This window comes from Candidatus Paceibacterota bacterium (assembly GCA_028714635.1).
GTDB lineage: Bacteria > Patescibacteriota > Minisyncoccia > Phycocordibacterales > JAQTLZ01 > JAQTLZ01.
The window spans coordinates 169,505-184,828 of sequence record JAQTLZ010000001.1 but is presented as its reverse complement, the minus strand read 5'-3'; the positions used below and the strand labels follow the sequence as shown (position 1 = coordinate 184,828).

The 15,324-nt window shown below is 45.0% G+C and carries 15 protein-coding genes; 5 read left to right on the top strand and 10 right to left on the bottom strand.

Going from position 1 to position 15,324, the window contains the following annotated elements:
- Positions 1 to 5: 5 nt before the first annotated feature.
- The 9 genes from PHS53_00915 to PHS53_00875 form a co-directional block, all read right to left on the bottom strand.
- Positions 6 to 452 carry a type II secretion system protein gene (locus PHS53_00915; GenBank protein MDD5356698.1) on the bottom strand — a complete coding sequence of 149 codons (447 nt, stop codon included), beginning with the start codon at positions 450 to 452 and terminating at the stop codon, positions 6 to 8.
- A 91-nt stretch (positions 453 to 543) separates the two neighbouring features.
- Positions 544 to 918 carry a hypothetical protein gene (locus PHS53_00910; protein ID MDD5356697.1) on the bottom strand — a complete coding sequence of 125 codons (375 nt, stop codon included), beginning with the start codon at positions 916 to 918 and terminating at the stop codon, positions 544 to 546.
- Positions 915 to 1,373, bottom strand: a complete 459-nt coding sequence (locus tag PHS53_00905; GenBank protein MDD5356696.1) for a type II secretion system protein — start codon at positions 1,371 to 1,373, stop codon at positions 915 to 917. The genes PHS53_00910 and PHS53_00905 overlap by 4 nt, the downstream gene beginning before the upstream one ends.
- Positions 1,370 to 2,983, bottom strand: coding sequence for a hypothetical protein (locus tag PHS53_00900; GenBank protein ID MDD5356695.1), 1,614 nt, complete (start codon positions 2,981 to 2,983; stop codon positions 1,370 to 1,372). Before PHS53_00900 ends, PHS53_00905 begins: the two co-directional genes overlap by 4 nt.
- A 66-nt stretch (positions 2,984 to 3,049) precedes the next feature.
- Positions 3,050 to 3,553, bottom strand: coding sequence for a type II secretion system protein (locus PHS53_00895; GenBank protein MDD5356694.1), 504 nt, complete (start codon positions 3,551 to 3,553; stop codon positions 3,050 to 3,052).
- On the bottom strand, positions 3,525 to 4,727 hold the full coding sequence (locus PHS53_00890; protein MDD5356693.1) for a type II secretion system F family protein: 1,203 nt from the start codon (positions 4,725 to 4,727) through the stop codon (positions 3,525 to 3,527). Before PHS53_00890 ends, PHS53_00895 begins: the two co-directional genes overlap by 29 nt.
- A gap of 55 nt (positions 4,728 to 4,782) precedes the next feature.
- Complete coding sequence (locus tag PHS53_00885; GenBank protein ID MDD5356692.1) at positions 4,783 to 5,997, bottom strand: GspE/PulE family protein; 1,215 nt, start codon at positions 5,995 to 5,997, stop codon at positions 4,783 to 4,785.
- Between the two features lie 6 nt (positions 5,998 to 6,003).
- Complete coding sequence (locus PHS53_00880) at positions 6,004 to 7,008, bottom strand: CAP domain-containing protein (protein ID MDD5356691.1); 1,005 nt, start codon at positions 7,006 to 7,008, stop codon at positions 6,004 to 6,006.
- A 60-nt stretch (positions 7,009 to 7,068) separates the two neighbouring features.
- Positions 7,069 to 8,760, bottom strand: coding sequence for a hypothetical protein (locus PHS53_00875; protein ID MDD5356690.1), 1,692 nt, complete (start codon positions 8,758 to 8,760; stop codon positions 7,069 to 7,071).
- A gap of 436 nt (positions 8,761 to 9,196) precedes the next feature.
- On the opposite strand from PHS53_00875, the gene PHS53_00870 reads away from it, so the two are divergent.
- The 4 genes from PHS53_00870 to PHS53_00855 all read left to right on the top strand — a co-directional run bounded on the left by PHS53_00870 (position 9,197) and on the right by PHS53_00855 (position 11,749).
- Positions 9,197 to 10,126 carry an EamA family transporter gene (locus PHS53_00870; protein ID MDD5356689.1) on the top strand — a complete coding sequence of 310 codons (930 nt, stop codon included), beginning with the start codon at positions 9,197 to 9,199 and terminating at the stop codon, positions 10,124 to 10,126.
- A gap of 1 nt (position 10,127) precedes the next feature.
- Complete coding sequence (locus PHS53_00865; GenBank protein ID MDD5356688.1) at positions 10,128 to 10,541, top strand: adenylyltransferase/cytidyltransferase family protein; 414 nt, start codon at positions 10,128 to 10,130, stop codon at positions 10,539 to 10,541.
- A gap of 80 nt (positions 10,542 to 10,621) precedes the next feature.
- On the top strand, positions 10,622 to 11,167 hold the full coding sequence (locus PHS53_00860) for an NUDIX hydrolase (protein MDD5356687.1): 546 nt from the start codon (positions 10,622 to 10,624) through the stop codon (positions 11,165 to 11,167).
- 81 nt (positions 11,168 to 11,248) lie between these two features.
- Positions 11,249 to 11,749: a hypothetical protein gene (locus PHS53_00855; protein ID MDD5356686.1), complete on the top strand. Its 501-nt coding sequence runs from the start codon at positions 11,249 to 11,251 to the stop codon at positions 11,747 to 11,749.
- A 268-nt stretch (positions 11,750 to 12,017) separates the two neighbouring features.
- Here PHS53_00855 and PHS53_00850 read toward each other — a convergent pair whose 3' ends face one another.
- The gene (locus PHS53_00850; GenBank protein ID MDD5356685.1) at positions 12,018 to 12,752 is read right to left on the bottom strand and encodes a 3-oxoacyl-ACP reductase FabG; all 735 of its coding nucleotides are present in this window, start codon (positions 12,750 to 12,752) and stop codon (positions 12,018 to 12,020) included.
- Positions 12,753 to 12,921: 169 nt separating this feature from the next.
- Here PHS53_00850 and typA point away from each other — a divergent pair, with 169 nt between their 5' ends.
- On the top strand, positions 12,922 to 14,691 hold the full coding sequence (gene typA, locus PHS53_00845; GenBank protein MDD5356684.1) for a translational GTPase TypA: 1,770 nt from the start codon (positions 12,922 to 12,924) through the stop codon (positions 14,689 to 14,691).
- Positions 14,692 to 15,324 lie beyond the last annotated feature (633 nt).

Genomic DNA, 15,324 nt, shown 5'->3' with positions numbered 1-15,324 from the left:
AAAAATTAGCGAGTAACTGAAATAGTTTGACTAAGCTCAGCGTCTGGAGCCGATACAACAACACGATTACCAGTTGTCGTTGCAACAGTGTAATTAGTGTCATAAGTACTGCAGTCTGTATAAGAGCCGGTCTTTGGATCAAATGGTAGTGCTGGTATATAAGTAGGAACAAGACTCGAACAAATATCAGCTCCTCCGCTTTTTTTAATCTCTCTAACAGTATTATCAATGTTCGGAGGCAACTGGCCTTTATTGTCAGCACTGTACTGTCCGATAGCATTCAAAATTGCATTTACATTACTTACTCTCTGTGTGTTATTTGCTTGTGCAAACTGGCGAGCTGGGTTAATGGCAATAAGCACAATAGTTGCCAAAATAGCGATAATACCGATGACGACGAGAATCTCAATAAGAGTGAATCCCCCCTTTCTTGCAGATAATTTCTTAAACATATTTTTTATCTAAATTAGTAATACAATCTTCTGTTGCTTATATATAGCACCGGCAGACAAAAAAGCAAGCAATTTTAGTTAATCCTTAATTCTAAGGCACTTCTTCCCAAGAAAAAACTGAGAAATTCGCAGTATTTATAGTGACTTGCAAATTGGTTCGGAAACTGCTGTAAAGCGCGTGAGTTTTAATGACCCCGGCACTTATAGAATCTATATAACACTTGTCAGTGCTGACAGACACAAGCTCCGGGTAAGTATGAGCCGAACCATCTGCTACATACAAAATTGCTTTGTCCACGCAAGCTTCGGCGAGAGCATTTGTCCGCTCCTTGAGTTCCGAATCCAAAATATCAGAGCGCCCATAAAACCCGGTTAAGCTCGCCGTGCTCACAACAAGAAGCAAGACCACCGAGATGACGATGGTGGATATAAGAGCGATGAATCCTTGTTTTTGTTTTAAAATCATTTTCGTATGTATTTCGTTATTTCAAATGGAACAGTTCCGAGAGTAAAAGAAACTTTCACACCCGCTGGTCCCGTGCCCATCGCCGGTATGTAATGAAAAAGCAAATGAGTTGCCGCCACATTGGCTGTAGTGATCGGCAGATATGTCCCGCCCGATTCGCTCATCTCGATTTTGTCCGTGTTCAACCGAAAACGCACCTGATTCCCATCGTATCTGGGTATGGTAATGGTGTCGGCATCAGAAAAAGAAGAGAGGATATTTGAAATACCGCCAAGCGCCCAATCGATTTTGTGCAATACAAAATTCGCCTCTTCTTGTACCGCATTTATTCCAGATAGAGTATTGCTTCCCTGCAAAATTTGATACACCAGAGGCAAGACTCCTCCCATGATGAGGGCTAAAAGAGCGACGTAGACAACCGATTCGATTAAAGTGAAACCGCCTGTTGTTTTCATAGTCCTGGATATGCGACAAGGATTACCCCCTTATCGTTACTCGTCCTATACGAACCAACATAAATATAATTTCCCTCGCATCCTGATGCCGAACCGGTTGACCCGCTATGCACAATGTCGGGCATAAAGAATGATTTGACCGCTAAAATATTTGAGGGGTTCGAAATATTCCAGATTTGAAAATAATTAGTGGTGGTCAAAAAAGCGAGATAATCGCGGATAAGTATTCCGTTTGCGCTTTCGGCAGTGGCCAAGGCAAGAGTGCCGAGCGGAGCAGCTGGGAGAGAGGTGGGATTAGCATTGTTCAAAATGTAAAACTCTGGACGAGAATCCGTTGCTCCGGAAATTTTTGTCGCTGTCCTTCCAAAATATAATTTGTTGCCAACCAAACCAAGGCTTTTCCCGTTTCCCCCGACACCGCCGCTATCAAAAAAAGAACTGACGCGCTGGGGACTGGATAGATTGCTGATATCAAGAACTGTCAATTGTTCCGAAGACCCGCCGGCGAGGCCTGTAGGATGAGCGAGGTATGCATAATTATTCTTAACATAGATTGCGTTAATGGGGGCGCCCGAACTTCCAAATCCCAGTGCTGGGGATGGCCAACTGCCAACCCAGCTTGGATGCAATGGATCATGCACATCAATAATATGAAAACCTGGCCCATTTGAAGTGGTCGTCAATCCAAGATAAACATATCCATCTTTATAAAAAATACTTTTCCCGACAGCTTGATCGTTGGAACTTGTGACATTTCCCAGGACATACGGTGCCGTGCTCGTTGGAAGCAAGAAACTAGCTACGACCGAAGGAGAACTTGGACTCGTAACATCTATCACTTGCAGTTGCGAACAACCCGGTCCAGACGTACAGGTTTTAAAATTTCTATCATTTGCATTCCCTACATACGCAAACTGGTTTGCGCCATTTTTCGAAACTGTCACCGCATTTAATCCAGGAGTCAAACCATTCGTATCTCTGCTTATTATCTGGGTGGGGTGTTTGGGATCAGCGGAAAGATCGTATATATAAAAATCATCATTATGCCCATGAGTATTTGCTGTCGTAAGATAGAGTTTTTCATTGAAAGCGTACACGCTGGTCACGGGATTTCCGCTGGAGGTCGTACCCACATCAATCGGCTCGGTTATTTGCGCATCATTCCAATTACCCTCAAGAACAGAACTGCATGTATCTCCTCCGGCTACCGCCTGAGGGTTGGTAAGAAGCGTACTGAGCGTTACGGAGAGATTGCGGTCATTCGGACCAAGCCAGCTTACGATACTCTTTACTTCCTTGGTAAATAAATCCACCTGGTGCACTTCAAGTTTTTTTGTATAAGCGAGCGAACCGCTCACTTCTATTGTTGTGGTCGGATTGACGAGGCCAAAATCGAAGCGAGAATCGGCACGCGCACCCTCAAGCAAGGCTTCCGCTTTATGGAGCGCTTCATTGCTTACCTGAGTATCAATTAAGATCGATTGATTGCCGAAGACCACGAGAATAAGCGCCGTCAAAGCCAAAATGAGAATAGAAAAAGCAATGAGTATTTCAAGCGTGCTGAAGCCTCGAGAGTTTTTTATCTTTGGTTTTGTATTTTCAGTTTTCATGTTTGAGTCAGAAATTTTTACGCCTTCGGCTAAAAATCTTCTGACATGATTTTTGTGGTGCAAAAATCACCAATTGATCGTGCCTTCATTGTTGATTGAAATAATTGAATCGGGCCGGTCGGCCTGCTTTATGGTGATGATCAATTCGGTTGTCGCGGGAGAAAGTTGCGGGTAAAGTTTTCCGGTCAGCTGATCAAATACCACATCAATAGGAGTTATGATGGCTGTCGGATTAGCGGGGGTAATTTGATCGACCTCACTGTCACGACTGGCATAGTTTCCTCCCTCAAAAATCACGTATTGGTTGGACTGAATGGAGATACCGTGTCTTTTTCCTCCGACGCAAGAAGCGCCAAAACAAACATTATTCATTGCCTGACTGCGCGCCCTTTCCAAAAGACTCACCACAGTATCGCGCTCGGAACGCGAAGAAGCTCCGCGATAGGAATCAAATGTCATAAACAACCCGAGGCCAGAGAGAAGCGTGAAAATCGCCATCACGACCAAAATTTCTATTAAAGTGAAACCGCATGTCTTCTCTTTATGGATGAAGATTTTGGGTAATTTCATAGATAGGCGTTATGACCGAAACAGCTATAAATCCAACAATAAGGCCCATAAAGACCATAAGCAAGGGCTCGATGGAATTGGAAAGATTTTTGGTCAGATCGTCCACTTCCGCCTCTTCGCTTTCAGAAAGATAGATGAGCGTGTTGGAAAGGTTTCCCGTCCCCTCCCCGACCGCGACCATATGAGAGACAAGATCAGGGAAAAGTTTTCTATTCTTCTCCATGTAGAAAGAAAGTTTCTCGCCTCTCAGCACTCCTGCGGAAATATTATGGAGCTCTTGTTTGTAGATGACGTTAGCTGTGGTATCCGCGGTCACAATGACCGCCTCGCTCAATTTGACCCCGCTTTTCAAAAGAAGCCCCAAAGTGCGGGTAATGTTAGCAAGGTTATATCCCTGAAAAATCGTCCCTAAAAGCGGAATGCGAAATATATTCCTGTCGAAAAATTTTCGGAAACCTTCTGATTTCTTGAGGAAAATCAAAAATACTATAGCGGAAACGACGAGCGCTGCCAAAAGCCAGAGCCCATAGGCGCGAAGAAATGCGCTTGTAAAAATAAGTATTCTCGTGGTCAAAGGAATCGCAACCCGAAGACTAGTGAAGATCGGCTGAATTTTAGGAAAAATAAAAATGGTGAGCAAAATGGTGAGGGCCAATGTCGTTATGGTGATAAAAATCGGATAGACAAGCGCGCTCAATACTTTATTTCGAAGGACATTTTTCTTTTTCAGCTCTTCGGCAAGATACTGGAGATTTTGGTTTAAGGTCCCGCTTGATTCACCGACTCGAATAATATTCACTGCAAAATCATCGAACATTCTCGGAAATTTCACGAGTGCCTTCGAAAGCGTCTGGCCATTTGAAATATCAGCGATAATAGAATCGAAAAATTTCTCTTTCCTCCGGGAGCGATTTTGCTTTTGAAGCACAAAAAGAGCCTCGAGAAGCGGCACTCCGCCGGAGATAAGAAAAGAAAGGCGTTTGGCAAAATGGGAACGCTCTTTCATGCTGAGCCGCAACCTATTTTTTTGATCTGTTTTCCAATATGCTTGGACTTTCATCCGGAAGCCTCCCATTTTTGCTCTTATTTTTTTGCTCGAATGAGAAAGTTTGGGAACAATTGCGTGCCCGAAATGTTTTTTCTTTTCGACTTTGGGAAGAACTTTTTTCGCCATTTCAGAATGGAGAGACGGCCGATGGGAAGTGCGTTCTTTTGAAGTGTGGCGGGGATTATTCATGGCCGACACGCATTACTTCCTCAATGGTAGTGAGACCGCGAGCGGCTTTTTCAAGACCATCACGAACCATGGGAGTCATGCCTTCTTGCAAAGCTATGGTTTTTATTTCAGCGGCTGAAGTCTTCCGCAATATTGCCTCTCGAATAGCTGGGGACATGACAAGGACCTCGTAAAGGCCGATTCGTCCGCGAAAGCCTGCAGTGCTGCATTCGTCGCAGCCTTTCGCTTCAAAAAACGTGGGATTTTCCGGAAGCGGAACTCCGGCAAAAATGTCTTCGAGCGTTTTCTTTTCCGCTTCTGTAAGCGTTTTCGGCACCTTGCAATGCGGACAGAGCGTGCGCACCAGCCGCTGGCCGATAGCGACAGAGACAGTCGAAGCGACCAAAAATGGTTCAATGTGCATATCAAGAAGTCGCGGAAGCGTTGTCGCCGCATCATTTGTATGGAGCGTAGAGAGAAGCAAGTGCCCTGTGAGAGCGGTGTTGACTGCAATGCCGGCAGTTTCTGTATCACGGATCTCACCTACCATGATAATGTTCGGATCTTGGCGCAAAATAGAGCGCAAACCATTTGCAAAAGTGAGCGAACTTCGCGGGTCTACTTGGATCTGTTCAATCCCCTCAAGCGCGTATTCGATCGGATCTTCAATGGTAATAATCGATACTTCTTTGGTATTGAGCATCTTCAAAATCGTATACAGCGTCGTGGTCTTTCCAGAACCGGTCGGACCGGTAGCAAGGATCATTCCCGAAGATTTCTGCACAGCTTTCTTAAGTTTTTGGTAATCTCTCTCGTTTAAACCAAGCATGTCCAAAGAAATGCTTTCCGCTTTGTCTGACAGAAGCCGGAGCACCGCATTCTCGCCGAAAAATGTTGGAACAATAGAAACTCGCACATCTATCGGGAACTTCGACTTAAGCGAAATCCGGAAACGTCCGTCTTGGGGCGATTGATGCTCGTCAGTGCGCAAAGATGCCAGAATTTTGATTCGGGAAATAATTTCTGGATGAATGTCTTTCGGAAATACACAAAGCTCTTCCAAAACGCCGTCAATACGAAGCCGCACTCGCACTTTTTTCTCCGATGGATCAATGTGAATATCCGATGCGTGGTTTGCATGAGCATACTCAACAAGCGAATCGATAAGATTCACGATGGAAATATCCTTCCACTCTCCGAGCTCTTTTTTGATTCTCTGTTCTGCCATTTGTGTTTAGATTATGATCACCTGCGGGAAGAGAATTGCCCGAGAGAGGTAGAGTAGCACAAGCACTAATGCTAAAACAAGAAATCCGTACAGAATATGTTTTGGGTGCTGTTTTTTAACTTCAATGAAGATAAGAAGGACAAGTGAAAGAACAACGATGCCGGCAAGGACAATATATGCATCGCTCACTATTTTGGGATACAAAAGCACCGCTCTTTGATACCACGAAAGTTTCGGAAAAGAATTTCCATCTATAGCTTGTTGTGCGGGTGCGGAAGATACAGCGGCCTCATTTTTCACAGCAACAAAAGTCTGAAGCGGCGCTTCTGCCTGCACAAAATCTTTTTTCACACTCTCACCGGCTACTTCAGGAGAGACTTGTACCTGTGAAATAGGAGCAATGCTTTTCACCTCTTTCAAAACCGGCCGGACATTCCCCTCTGCAGATGCGAGAGATGGAGTTCCAAAATCTTGGACGACGAAAATCGTATCTCTTCCTTTATATACTCCGTGAGAAGTGGCGATGCCAATCTCCGTAAAATGATTATTGAGAATATTTTCCCGGTGCGTCGGAGAATTCATCCACGCATTCACTACTGTATCCGTGTCAGAAAAATTCACAGCAAGATTTTCTCCGGCATAGATATACGCGTAGCCAGCAAGATCAAACCAATGCCATGGAGTGAGCCCTTCCGGAGAGGTGTGGGCAAAATATCCTTTCTCCGCCATATCTTCTGCCTTGAATCCCGCCGATTTTTCTAAAAGCGGATTTACTTGGAGAGGAAGATCGCCCTGTGCAGTTCGGTTTTCATTTGTAAGATTAACAACCAGAGACGGGTAAATAGACGCCAAAATATTTGTTTTGGTCGCTACAATTCCATACGAAATTGAACCGAGAAAAAGAATGAGAGCAAGAGAGATGAGCGAAGCAATCGAAGCTTCTCTTAAAAAGTGTGGCTTGTATTCATTCCCTTCATGGGGAATAAAGTGGTGCTTGAGAAAATTACCCATGAACTATTAGAACACAAAAGGCAATTGAAAAACAAGGAGGATTTCCTCTCTCAAAGCATTTTACGGAAGTTGCGGAATCGGAAGGTTGAGAGTCGGACAAATATAATTATTGATGAAGCGTTGTGTGGTCTTGTAAACATATCCGGTCGGAGTATGTGCCGTTGGCAAGCCGAATGGTACCCAAGGAGCTAACACTTCTTGCCAATTCATAACCTGGAGTCTATTTACGGCGTCTCTCGTCATCGGACCATAAAAACCGCTAATTGGAAGATTGATTTTCAGATAGCTATTGAGCAATGTCTGGAGTCTTTTTACATCTTCTGGATCATTTTTCCATCCATAATGTATATATGTTTTGAGATACACACTGCAAGCTTCAGCTCCAAGCACTTCACCAGGCCCAGTGGATATTCCAAGCACACTACCACCTCCGCCCGTACCTACACGTCCCCCAGAAGATCCTGAATGATGCGGTTTCGGAGTTGGTGATGGCGTGGAAGAAGGAGTCGGAGTTGGTGTAGGATTTTCGCCTCCGCCATTGTTAGGAGTAGGAGAGGGAGTTGGTTCTGGAGTTGGACTGGCTGTTGGTTCAGGAGTCGGAGAGGCAGTAGGCTCGGGTGTTGGAGACGGAGTCGCTTCTGGAGTCGGGGTTGGAGTTTCCCCTCCGCCACCATCTGGAGTAGGTGTAGGACTAGGAGTTATTTCCGGAGTTGGGCTTGGAGTTGCTTGTGGAGTTGGGGAAGGAGTAGGTTCTGGTGTCGGTGATGGTGTTGGTTCCGGCGTTGGAGACGGGGTGGGTGATGGCGTGGGGCTTGGGGTTGGCGTCACGCTTGGTATTGGAGTTGGTTCTGGGGTGGGCGAAGGAGTAGGTTCTGGTGTCGGTGAGGGAGTTGGGCTCGGTGTTGGGGTTGGAGACGGTGTGGGGGTAGGTGTAGGAGAAGGAGTTGGAGTCGGAGTTGGACTTGGTGTCGGCGTTGGAGAAGGAGTTGGAGTGGGCGTAGGGGTCGGAGGAGGGACAAAAGTGTTCGTAACCGTGCAGGTCTTACTGTCTCCGGACGCTACTGAACCAGTACAATCGGCTGAAAAAGACGCGGTGTAGTCCGTAGTACTCGCTTCAGAAACACTGTAATCACCAGGCTGGAGACTTACAACTTGCCCCGGATATTCAACACCTGGAAATGATGCGGGAGAAGCGCCATTACCAGTTACATTTATAGTGAAGTCATCGGCTGATTGAGTACTGTTAACCACCTCTTTAATAACCGTAAGAGTCGCAGGAGGAATAATTACTGGAACATCGATCGTTGCAACATCCGAACCTTCTGCACCAGTAGGGTTTGCATGATAAATTCTAACCTGAATAGTATAGGTGCCGGCATTTGCATATACATGAGAAGCTGCCCAATCAGTTACTAAAACCTTATCATTGCAACCAAAATTTTGTAAAGTAACATCTTCGGGTGTAGGTAGCTGACCATGTGCAACATCCCAACTCAAAACAGAAATATGTTGTGCATCACATTTCCCGACAATAGGATCACCGCTTGCAGTACCGTTCAAAGTTATAGAAAATGGTCCAACCTGTTGCGAACTAAGAGTTATCTCGTAGTTACCAGCAGCAGCTGTCGCGCTCAAAGGAGCCACAACACCTAAAAGAAGTGAGGAAACTGCGATCACAGAGACAAGTCGATGGAGTTCTTTCCCCCACCGAGACGAGATGAGAACTTCGTCTTTTTGTATAATTTTTTTCATATTACCTAGTATTAAAAACTTTTAAAGATGCTTAATGGATGACGATTGCCCAAACAATAAATTACGTAGCCTTTCTCCCTACGAGAATTCTCGGGAAATGACTTATCTATACTCTATTTAAGAGCCTATACTCCTTAATGTCAATCAAAATAAGGTACTTGACTTTTTAAATCAGATATGGTAGTATTATAATAGGTAGTAAAGTTCACATGTTTACGAAGCGAGAAGAGCGGGGAGTCCGTCCCACCTGGTAGTTTCGATTTTTTCTTTTTCATCTGAAATTTTCGAAATACTCCCACCCCATATCCGCAGTTTTTAGCGGAATCCCCCTCTTCTTACTTTTAACCCCGATCTCACATGGAGATCGGGTTTTGCGTTTTCTTGCTTGTCCGCGCAAACTTTTTAAAAAGTTTGCGCGGGCGTATACTTATTTTCTATGAAATGGTTTATCATCGCACTCGCACCTCCCCTTCTCTATTCAATCAACAATCACGTTGACAAATACCTTGTCGAACGTTTTTTTAAGAACCGCACTTCTGAAAAAGGCGGAATTGGCTCTCTCGTTATTTTTACTGGCCTCATAAGTATCCTATTTTGCCTTGTAATTGGAATTTCAATTCCTTCCCAAATCAGCATCTCTTTCCCTCACGCCCTTGTCATCATCCTAAGCGGAATGTTTTTGGTTGGTTCCTACGTTCCCTATTTTTCCGCACTTGAATATGAAGAAGCTTCTGTCATCACACCATTATGGCAATTCATTCCTATTTTCGGCTATATTCTCGGATTTTTCTTTCTTGGAGAAACATTGCGAAATATACAAATTATCGGAGGATTTTTAATCATCTTGGGGGCTATCAGTATCTCAATTTCCTTTGACAAGAAATCGGCACAAATTAAAAAAGGTATTCTCTTGAAAATGATGGGCGCGGCGTTCTTGGTCTCACTTTCAATTCTCCTATTCAAAATCATCGCGCTCCAAGAGAATTTCTGGGCAAGCGTATTTTGGGAATATGCCGGTATTGTGATTTTCTCTCTCTTTTTATTTATCTGCATCAAATCTTATCGACAGCAATTTTTAAGCCTCATGAGACAAAATACGGCAGGATTTGTTCTTGTAAATATCCTGGGGGAAGTCCTAAGTTTTGTAGCAAAACTTGCTTCCAACTACGTAAGTCTTTTGGTACCAATCGCACTTCTCCTTCTTGTAAATAGTCTCCAGCCCCTCTTCGTATTTATAATCGGTATCATACTTACTGTTTTCCTCCCCAAATTGGGGAAAGAAAAACTCTCTGGACGAGACATCCTACAAAAATTTTTTGCAATCGGTGTAATGATCGCAGGAACACTGCTTCTTATTTTCTCCTAACATGAAAAACGGTAAAAAAGTTTTAGTTTTTGGCACCTTTGACGGAGTACATGAGGGACACCGGCATTTTTTGCGCGAAGCGAAAAAGTTTGGCGACATACTCATCGTAGCAGTTGCTCGTGATGAACACGTTGAAACATTAAAGAAACATTCTCCCCGCTTTTCGCTCCAAAAAAGAATTGCGGATCTGGGAGCAGAAAAAATTGCGGACTACGTAATTGAAGCCGATGAAACACTCGGAACATGGAATGTCATTCTCAAAAACAAGCCAGACGTGGTCGCGCTCGGATATGATCAAGATGGTTTAGGAAATGCGCTGGAAAATGCAAAGGGGAAATTCCCCTTCCCGATTGAAATACTAAAAATAAGTTCTCATAAGCCGGACATTTTCCGATCGGGTCTTTTAAATAGATAAAGGGGGTGCGGCAAAATTTTCTAGAAAATTTTGCCGCGGGGTGCTATACTAGGAGATTACCCCTTTTATTTACCATTTCTATGCAAAAACCTCGCGCAAAAATTGGGAAATATAAGACAGTTTTCAAGGGACACACCTTTGAAGTGAAGCGCGCTATCGCGGTAATGCCTTCTGGTAAAAAAGAAGTCTTCGAGACAATGCATCGTCCGCCAAGCGTTATGATCCTTCCTATCGATGCGAAGAAACGCCTTCTCCTCATCCGCGAATACCGTTCGCGAATCAAAAAATATATCTGGGCCCTGCCAGCAGGAAAAGTAAAGAAGGGAGAAACCCCTGTTCGGGCTGCACAAAGAGAGCTCCGCGAAGAAGCGGGAGTGCGGGCAAAAAATCTGAAACTTTTTCGTCTCGCAGAAGGCGGGCAATCCTGGGTATGGAGACGCTTCGCTTATGTTGCAACAAAACTCACTCCCGATCGTCTTCTGAAAGATGAGGACGAGGATATTAAGGTCGTACCCGTCTCTATAGACAAAGCATTTCAAATGATAAAAAAAGATCTGATCTATAACGAGAATATGGCATGCATGATATTCCGCCTCTGGTCACTGCGAAAAAAATTCGGAATCTAAAATGAAATTTTAGCAAGAGGCATAAGTGCTATACTAAATGAAGCAAAAGAGTTCTTGTTTTATTCATTAATATTTAATTAAATGGAACCAACAACAAATTCAAGTTCGAAAAATATGATTATCGGCATCGTAGTCGTTATTGTCGTCCTCGCGCTTGGAACATATCTTTTTACTAGAAATTCTACTCCATCAACGACAGAGGCAACGCCAACTCCAACAAACACAATGGTTTCAGCGGGCGGCGATAAGCTCGCAGTAGGTGCGCAATTCCCTGGCAGTACTCTCTATCTAGATTCAGTAACATTCGCGAATGGAGGATGGGTAGCAGTGCATGAAGATAATGCGGGAGTTCCCGGAAAAGTTATCGGCGCAAAATATTTTCCTGCTGGAACAAATCCAGGAAGCATCGATCTTGGCAACAACAAAATGGTTGAAGGAAAAGATTATATCGTAATGCTCCACTCTGATGATGGAGATGGAAAATTTGACGAGGTCAAAGACCCAGTCATTCGAGACACTTCCGGAAATATCATAATGCTCACGGTACGAGCTTCGAAGACGCCTGAGGAGGTGAAGGGGTAAGAAGACACTCACCCATACCTTTTGGAAAACAGCCCCACTGGTTCTCCGCTTAAACAATAGTCACTTTTCTTCACGGAAAATTGAAAACTCGAAAACCGCCCTTCTTACAGAGGGCGGTTTTCTCAAACAATTCAATTTTCCTAAAAAGCTCCTTTGTTTTGCGCAGAGCCCAGTGAGTTTCCCAAAAGATATGGGACTCGCTTACGTGGTAAAAAATAAAAAATGCTCCGGGTTCTACCAGAGCATTCGTCTTCATCTTCAAAAATCCCTACATCGCGAGTCCGCCGTCAATTGAAAGAACTTGGCCGGTGATGAAACCAGCTTCGGCAGAGCACAGGTAGGCCACAAGGCTGGCCACCTCTCCCGGCTTGCCGAAACGCCCAAGCGGAGTTTCTTTCAGGAACTGTGCCTTCTTGTCGAGCGGAATTCCGGCCGTCATGTCTGTCTCGATAAATCCGGGACAGATGGCATTCACTGTCACAGCCCTCGAAGAGAATTCGCGCGCAAGGGATTTAGTCATCCCGATGAGCGCAGCCTTGGCGGCGCAGTAATTTGCCTGGCCAGCGTTACCGGTAAAGGCAACCACCGAACTGATGTTCACGATCCTGCCCTGTTCCGACCTCATGAGCGCCCGAGCGAGAGCGTTGGAAAACAAGTATGCTCCGTCCACGTTAGTGGTAAAGACTTTTCTCCATTGCTCCAAGCTCATCCTCATGAAGAGGCCGTCGGCCGTGACCCCCGCGTTGTTGACCAGGATATCCACCGAACCGAAATCCTTGAGGATCTGTTCCACAGCACTCCGAACAGATACTTCAACCGAGACGTCAGCGGCGTAGTTTTTCTTCCCTGCGCCTTCGACCAGTATAGTGTCGGACTCCAGATCAGGATGTCTGCTCACGCACGCAACCCGCGCGCCCTCAATCATCAGCCGATTTGCAATGGCTTCGCCAATCCCTCGACTGGCACCCGTAACAACCGCTTTCCTACCTGTAAGACTTCCCATGGCACCTCCTCCAAACGTGGTTTAACGCCTAGCACTTCTCCAATTCCAGAACTCACAATAGAGGCCTTAAACCCTCCTGTCAATAAAAAAGCAGAGTTTGACTTTTTAACAGAAATTTGTTTAAATAGAAGCACGAAATTGAGCGATCGCTCGTTTTTTATTTACCAAAATGGAGATACGCAACATAGCAATCATCGCGCACGTCGACCACGGGAAAACCACTCTCACAGACGCAATTCTGAAACAAAACGGAATGGCGGAGGAAGGCGCTTCAATGGACTCAAATGCACTTGAAAAAGAGCGTGGTATTACTATTTATGCCAAAAACACTTCCCTCTTCTATAAAGACACAAAGATAAATATCGTGGACACTCCGGGACACGCCGACTTCGGTTCTGAAGTAGAACGCGTGCTTCGTTCTATTGATACCGTGCTCCTCATTGTCGACGCGCAGGAAGGTCCGATGCCACAAACGCGATTCGTGCTCAAGAAATCTCTCGAACTTGGTTTGAAGCCGATTGTCGTTATCAACAAGATCGACAAGCCTGCCGCAGACCCAGAAGGGACAAAAGAAGCGCTTCATGAACTCTTCCTCGAGCTCGGCGCAAATGACGACCAATTTAATTTCACGACAGTCTACGCTATCGGTCGACAAGGTATTGCAAAACGTGAACTCAAAGACGAGAGCGCAAATTTAAATCCCCTTCTCGACGTAGTTCTCGAACAAGTTCCTGCTGCAAACAAAAGTGCAGAAGCCCCGCTTCAAGCGCAAGTTTTCAACCTCGCATACGACAACTTCCTCGGACGCATGGGTATCGCGCGTGTCTACGAAGGAACAATCAAATCTGGAAGCAACGTCATTGCAAAAGATCCAACTGGAAAAGTGATCAAAGGAAAAATCAGCAAGCTTTTCACATTTGAAGGAACAGCTCGAAAAGAAACTCAAGAAGCTGTCGCTGGTGACATCGTCATGCTCGCCGGAATTCCAGAAATTTATATTGGAGAGACAATCACCGACAAAGAAGAAACTGTCGCTCTTCCAGCTATCGCAATTGATGAGCCGACTATTTCCCTTGGGTTTCTCGTAAACGATTCCCCTTTTGCCGGACGCGAAGGAAAATTTGTGACTGGAAGACAAATCCGCGAACGGCTTGAAAAAGAACTCGAAGTGAACGTCGGACTCAAGGTTGATTTTGATTCAGATCCGGAAGCCTACCGGGTGTTCGGACGAGGCGAACTTCACATTGGAATTTTGCTTGAAACAATGCGCCGAGAAGGATTTGAGCTTCAAGTGTCTCAACCAGAAGCGATCATTAAAGAAGTGAACGGCGTGAAAATGGAGCCGTACGAGGAAGCGATGATTGATGCGAAAGAAGAAGTAACGGGAGCGATCATCGAGAAAATGGGACGTCGAAAAGGCATTATGAAAGATATGAAAGTGAAAGACGGAAACGCTCGAATTCTTTTTGATATTCCAACTCGAGGGCTCTTGGGCTATCGAGGTGAATTCGTCATTGATACCAAAGGCGAAGGAATTCTTTCGTCACGATTTGTAGAATTCCGAGAATACGCTGGAGAAATTCGAAAGAAACCTGAAGGCGCAATGATCTCTATGGAAGCTGGAAAAGCGCTTGCATTCGCACTCTGGAATCTTCAGGAGCGAGGAGTCATTTATATCGAACCCACAACAGAGGTCTATCAAGGAATGGTAATTGGAAACACAACAAAAGGCGAAGAAATGTTCGTGAATCCATGCAAAGGAAAACAACTTTCCAACATGCGCTCATCCGGAAACGACGAAGGAATTTATCTCGTCCCCGCGCTCACCGTCACGATCGAGCGAGGACTTGAAACAATGAATGAGGATGAATATCTAGAAATTACTCCGAAGAATGTGCGACTCCGAAAGAAGAGTTTTGAAAACAAGAAGCGTACGTAAGAAAATTGGAAAAGCGCGCGAGTCGCCCCTCAAAGGACATTGGGGCGACATGATTTTGCTAAATCAGGTCGCGCGCTTTTTTGTTGATTATTTTTTTCTCAAGAGTATAGTAATTCCTAGTCCAAGAACATTTTCGAAGTTAATTCTAGCTAGGGAGTCGCGCAGATGCAAAAACATGAAAAAAATCCTGACACTCAACGCCTGGAGAGGCTCGGGGCGCTGGAAAGAGTAAAGCGTGATGAAGCACTCTTCCAAGTTCTCATGGAAAGCAGCAACACGTGCAGGAACAAGAGTTTAGGAGGCACCAGAAAGTGTCTCAGACCTCGTCAGATCAAGAAGCGCGCGACTAGTTGCTAGTCGCGAGTTTTTTTATTTGATTATTTTTACCCCAAGAGTATAGTAATTCCCAGTCAAAGGGTACCCGTCTCATTGTGGAGGTAAATGCCATGTCATGGAACAACTCTTTTTACGCACCCTCTCGCGAGGATTACGAAAGGAAGCCCGACCCTTTGCCACACTGGCTCAAGATGAAACCACCGAGCCCGGGCAAAATCAAGGCAGCCCAAAACCGACAGAGGCGCCACGGTCGCGGTCGAAATCGCCACCTGCGCCCGACTGGCCTGATTATCAACA

Excerpts from the sequence above, each read along its gene's own strand:
- PHS53_00875 (MDD5356690.1), bottom strand. The coding sequence starts at position 8,760 with ATGAAAAAAATTATACAAAAAGACGAAGTTCTCATCTCGTCTCGGTGG.
- PHS53_00905 (MDD5356696.1), bottom strand. The coding sequence starts at position 1,373 with ATGAAAACAACAGGCGGTTTCACTTTAATCGAATCGGTTGTCTACGTC.
- PHS53_00890 (MDD5356693.1), bottom strand. The coding sequence starts at position 4,727 with ATGGCGAAAAAAGTTCTTCCCAAAGTCGAAAAGAAAAAACATTTCGGG.
- PHS53_00880 (MDD5356691.1), bottom strand. The coding sequence starts at position 7,008 with ATGGGTAATTTTCTCAAGCACCACTTTATTCCCCATGAAGGGAATGAA.
- PHS53_00895 (MDD5356694.1), bottom strand. The coding sequence starts at position 3,553 with ATGAAATTACCCAAAATCTTCATCCATAAAGAGAAGACATGCGGTTTC.
- PHS53_00855 (MDD5356686.1), top strand. The coding sequence starts at position 11,249 with ATGGAACCAACAACAAATTCAAGTTCGAAAAATATGATTATCGGCATC.
- PHS53_00850 (MDD5356685.1), bottom strand. The coding sequence starts at position 12,752 with ATGGGAAGTCTTACAGGTAGGAAAGCGGTTGTTACGGGTGCCAGTCGA.
- PHS53_00915 (MDD5356698.1), bottom strand. The coding sequence starts at position 452 with ATGTTTAAGAAATTATCTGCAAGAAAGGGGGGATTCACTCTTATTGAG.
- typA (MDD5356684.1), top strand. The coding sequence starts at position 12,922 with ATGGAGATACGCAACATAGCAATCATCGCGCACGTCGACCACGGGAAA.
- PHS53_00870 (MDD5356689.1), top strand. The coding sequence starts at position 9,197 with ATGAAATGGTTTATCATCGCACTCGCACCTCCCCTTCTCTATTCAATC.
- PHS53_00910 (MDD5356697.1), bottom strand. The coding sequence starts at position 918 with ATGATTTTAAAACAAAAACAAGGATTCATCGCTCTTATATCCACCATC.
- PHS53_00900 (MDD5356695.1), bottom strand. The coding sequence starts at position 2,983 with ATGAAAACTGAAAATACAAAACCAAAGATAAAAAACTCTCGAGGCTTC.
- PHS53_00860 (MDD5356687.1), top strand. The coding sequence starts at position 10,622 with ATGCAAAAACCTCGCGCAAAAATTGGGAAATATAAGACAGTTTTCAAG.
- PHS53_00885 (MDD5356692.1), bottom strand. The coding sequence starts at position 5,997 with ATGGCAGAACAGAGAATCAAAAAAGAGCTCGGAGAGTGGAAGGATATT.
- PHS53_00865 (MDD5356688.1), top strand. The coding sequence starts at position 10,128 with ATGAAAAACGGTAAAAAAGTTTTAGTTTTTGGCACCTTTGACGGAGTA.